Annotated in this window: 3 protein-coding genes; all 3 read right to left on the bottom strand. The window is 70.0% G+C overall.

Annotation, left to right across the window (positions count from 1 at the left end; all coding sequences use genetic code 11):
* Positions 1-8 precede the first annotated feature (8 nt).
* Positions 9-1,706: an LCP family protein gene (locus M4J07_RS46840; protein ID WP_255983339.1), complete on the bottom strand. Its 1,698-nt coding sequence runs from the start codon at positions 1,704-1,706 to the stop codon at positions 9-11.
* A 234-nt stretch (positions 1,707-1,940) separates the two neighbouring features.
* A complete protein-coding gene (locus tag M4J07_RS46845) occupies positions 1,941-3,248 on the bottom strand; it encodes an LCP family protein (protein WP_255983341.1) in 1,308 nt (435 codons plus the stop codon).
* Positions 3,249-3,353: 105 nt separating this feature from the next.
* Positions 3,354-4,091: TIGR03089 family protein (locus tag M4J07_RS46850; RefSeq protein ID WP_255983343.1), on the bottom strand; the 738-nt coding region annotated here is incomplete at its 5' end.

Below are 4,091 nucleotides of genomic sequence, written 5' to 3' on the forward strand. Positions count from 1 at the left end.
GAGGTTGGTCACTTGGCGCACACAGTCTTGTCCGCCGTCTGCTTGATGACGTCCGGCGCCTTCGCCGAACCCGTGCCGATGGGTTGCCCCGCTTCCTTGAAGTCGGAGCCGAGGATCAGCACCATCGCCGGCAGCCCCTGGTCGTTCAGCTCGCTCTTGCCCGGCTTCAGCGCGGAGCCGGGCAGCCCCATGATGTCGGCGAGCCGGCGGGCCTGGTCGGCCTGGTCGGGCGAGTACTCCAGGGTCGTCTTCGCCTGCTTCGCCGGGGCGTTGCCCAGCTGGCTGGACTTCGTCACGCCCTCGTTGTTCTGCAGGTAGGTGACGGTCGCCTGGGCCGCGCCCGGGGTGGAGCTGCCGTTGTAGATGTCGACGCGCACATCGGACGCGGCGGACTTCGTCCCCTTGAGCTTGGCCGCGTCGGCGGCCTTCGCCTGCTGGGCCTTCTTCTTCTTGGTCTCCGTCAGGGAGACGTCGTTCTTGACGGCGTCGAAGACCTCGGGCCCCTTCGTCTGATCGACGACGACGGTGACGGGCGTCTTCTCGGCCGGGTTGTCGATGACCGGAGTGGTGACGAACGAGATGTTCTTCGTCGGCACCTTCTTCAACTCCAGGGCCACGTCCTTGAGTTTGTTCAGACTTCCTATGCCCTGGTCGACCGTGAGCGCCTTGGTCGCGGCGTCGGCGAGCCGGGTCAGCTTCACCGGGTTGGTGATGGTGTCGCCCGAACTCATCTTGCGCGCGAGGGAACCGAGGAACTGCTGCTGCACCTTGATCCGGTCCAGGTCGCCCTGGTTGCCGAAGCTGTGCCGGGTGCGCAGGAACGCGAGGGCCTGCTCGCCCGCCAGGTTGTGGGTGCCCTTGGTGAGCTTGAGGTGCGAGTCCGGGTCGTTCACGTCCTTGGCGACGCAGACCTCGACGCCGCCGACCGCGCTGGTCAGCGTCTTCACCGCGTTGAAGTCGGCCATCATGAAGTGGTCGGGGGTGATGCCCGTGACCGCCTTGACCGTCTTCATCGTGCAGCCGGCGTCCCGGCCGCCCTGCCCCAGGCTCGTGTTGAACCGGACGCCGGTGGAGCCCGCGATCGGCTTGCCGTCCGCCTCGCACTCCGGCACGTCCACGATGAGGTCGCGCGGAATGCTCAGCGCCGTCGCGTTCGTCCGGTCCTTGGAGACGTGCAGCAGGATGTTCGTGTCGGCGTGCCCGACGCTGCCCTTGTCGCCGTAGCCCTCGTTGCCCTTGCCGGTCCGCTTGTCCGTACCGATGACGAGGATGTTGAACGCTTCGTCCTTGCTGAAGCTGTCCTTGGCCTCGGGGGTGTCGTCGACCGTGATGTTGCCGTTCAGGTGCTCGTAGTAGACGTAGCCGGTGATCGCCGTGGCGAGCACCACGAACGACAGGGTGCCGGCCGTCCACAGCAGGACCTTCTTGCCCGTCGACTTCTTCTTCTTGGGCTTAGAACGGCGCCGCCCGGGCGGCGGAGCCTGCGACTGCGGCTCGCGGCGCCTGCGCTGCGGCGGTACGTCCCGCTGCTCGCGTCTGCCACCGCCGCCGTCACCGCCGCGCGGGGCCGCGCGCCGGGGGCCGGGCACCGCCGACTGCCCTCCGGAAGGAGTCAGTCGCAGTTCGTAGTCACCAGTCTGGGGGTTGAGCACCCACTGGTCTGCAGGGTCGACGTTCTCCGCCCGCCCACGGCCTTGCGCGTCCACGGTTGTCTGGTCCTCCGTCGGGGCCACGCGGCGCCCCACCCCCCTCAAAGCGGGCGCCCGATCAGTCGGTAAGCAGTGCGCGACCTCGCCGACGAAGCAGGCCGGGTGCACCGGATCGCTCACACTATCCGCCCAGTTCAGCGTCAAGCGACGGCGGTGACAAATTCCACTCCCCTACAACTGGGCAATCCGGACCATTTCTTTGAACCTGTGAGTCAGCTGATGACCGGAGCTTTACCCGCAGCCGTCCTGGGCCGCTGTGTTGCCTCGGAAAGTAGCGGCGGGAGAGGGGGTCGGGGAGGGTGAGGCGGCCCCGGGCTTCTCGTCGCTCCAGCCGTCGTCGCCGTCGTAGCCCTCGTCGTAGCCGCCCTCGTAGCCGCTGTCCTCGTAGGAGATGCCCTCGTCCGACATGCCGGTTCCGTCCCCGTTGTCGTACGACTGGTCGGTCTCGGCCTGTACGTCCGCTGGTGTCTCCTTCGTGACCACCACGGTGGCGTCGGTGCGCAGTTGCGTGAAGAGGCGCTCGGCGGCGGGTTCGAGGAGCTGGTCGCGATTGGCGTTGTAGACGTACGACTGCCGGGGCACGGTCAGGAACTGGATGTGGTCGGCCGGGATGCCGCGCATGCCGCGGACGAGGTCGTAGAGACCGCGCAGGCTCGCCAGGCCGGGGTCGGTGGTCAGCGACGACGTGGCGGCGTCCAGGACGGGGTACAGCTTCGCCGGGTTGAGCAGCACGCCGTTGCTCTGCACCTTGGTGACGAGCGCCCCCAGGAACTGCTGCTGGCGGTCCATCCGTTCGGTGTCGCTGCCGTTGCCGAGCGTCTTGCGGGCGCGGACGTAGCCGAGGGCCTGCTCGCCGTCGAGGACGTGGCGGCCCGCGGCCAGTTTCAGGTGCGAGTCGGGGTCGTCGATCGGCTTGTCCAGGCAGACCTCGACGCCGTCGACGGCGTCGACCATGTTCTTGAAGCCCTGGAAGTCCACGACCATGTGGTGGTCGATCCGCACCCCGGTCATCTTCTCGACCGTACGGATCGTGCAGGCCGAACCGCCCACTTCGAAGGCGTAGTTGAACATCGCGAACATCGGCTCGATGCGCTCACCGTCCGGCTTGCGGCAGGCCGGCACGTCGACCATCAGATCGCGCGGGAACGAGACGGCGGTCGCGCTCTTCCGGTCCGCCGAGACGTGCAGCAGGATCGTGGTGTCCGAGCGCTGCGTGCCGTCGTTGCGGCCGTACTTCCCGTTCTTGCCGGCCCGCGAGTCCGACCCGATCAGCAGCAGGTTCTGCGCCCCGTCGACGAGGACGGTGGGCCGCTCCTTCTCGTAGCGGGCGAGCTCGGCGGCGGCGTCCGTGTCCTCGGTGATGTTCCCGTCGAGCTTCTCGTACAGGATCCAGCCCGCCCCGCCCGCCACGAGCACCAGGAACGCCGCGCCGAACGCCGCGTACCGCAGCCATCGCCTGCGGCGCCGTACGCGTCCGGCGCCGGTCGGCGACGAGCCGCTGCCCGGACCGAGCGGCGGCGGGGCGGCAGAGTCGGTCACGTGCGGGTCCCCCTCATGGCGACGTAGAAGACGAAGCGAAAAAGCACGTCCCTACGACCATGGACCCCGCCGCCGCGACGGGCCGGGAGAGCTGGGCCGAACGGGCTACCGCGCGGTCGCGGAGACCCGCTCGCTCTCCACGCGCTGGGCGAGGCCGTCCTCGGAGAGCTGGTCGAGGTTGCGGCAGAGCACGACGGAGCCGCCGGTCGCGAGGGGCGTGTAGAGCCCGGCGGCGAGCCCGCGCCAGGTGTCGTACCCGAGCCCGGACAGCAGGCGCGAACCCGGCCCGGTCAGCCCCAGCCCCGCGGCCTCCGCGGCCGCCTTCTCGACGACCTCGGCGCCGGTCCACTCCGCGCCCGCCACGACGAGCGCGACCTCGTCGGGGTCGACGGGGGAGAAGGGGGCGAACCGGTCACCCTGCGACGGCACCTCCACCGCGTAGTCGGCGAACCCGGCGGGCGGCTGCGGGAACCGGCCGCCGAGCGGCCGCAGCGCGAGCGCGACGCGCTCCCCGGAGCAGGCCAGGGCGGCGTCGAGGGTGTCCGGTCCGCTGACCACGAGATCGGCGCCGGCCGGGTCCCCGCCGACGTCGGCGACGACGCCGACCGACGAACAGGCCAGCAGCCACACCGCGGTCTGCCAGTGGGCGGGCAGCAGCACGGCGACCCGGTCGCCGGGCTCGGCGCCCAGGTCCCCCTGGAGCAGGTTGGCGGTCTTGGACACCCAGTTGGAGAACGTGGCCACGGACAGCTCCACGCGCTCCCCGGTGGCATCGTCGTAGAACGTCACGAGCGGGCGGCCGGGGTCGGCGGCGAGCGCGGAACCGAGCAGGGCGGCGGGGGT

The organism is Streptomyces longispororuber (assembly GCF_024448165.1).
GTDB classification, from domain to species: Bacteria; Actinomycetota; Actinomycetes; order Streptomycetales; family Streptomycetaceae; genus Streptomyces; species Streptomyces longispororuber_A.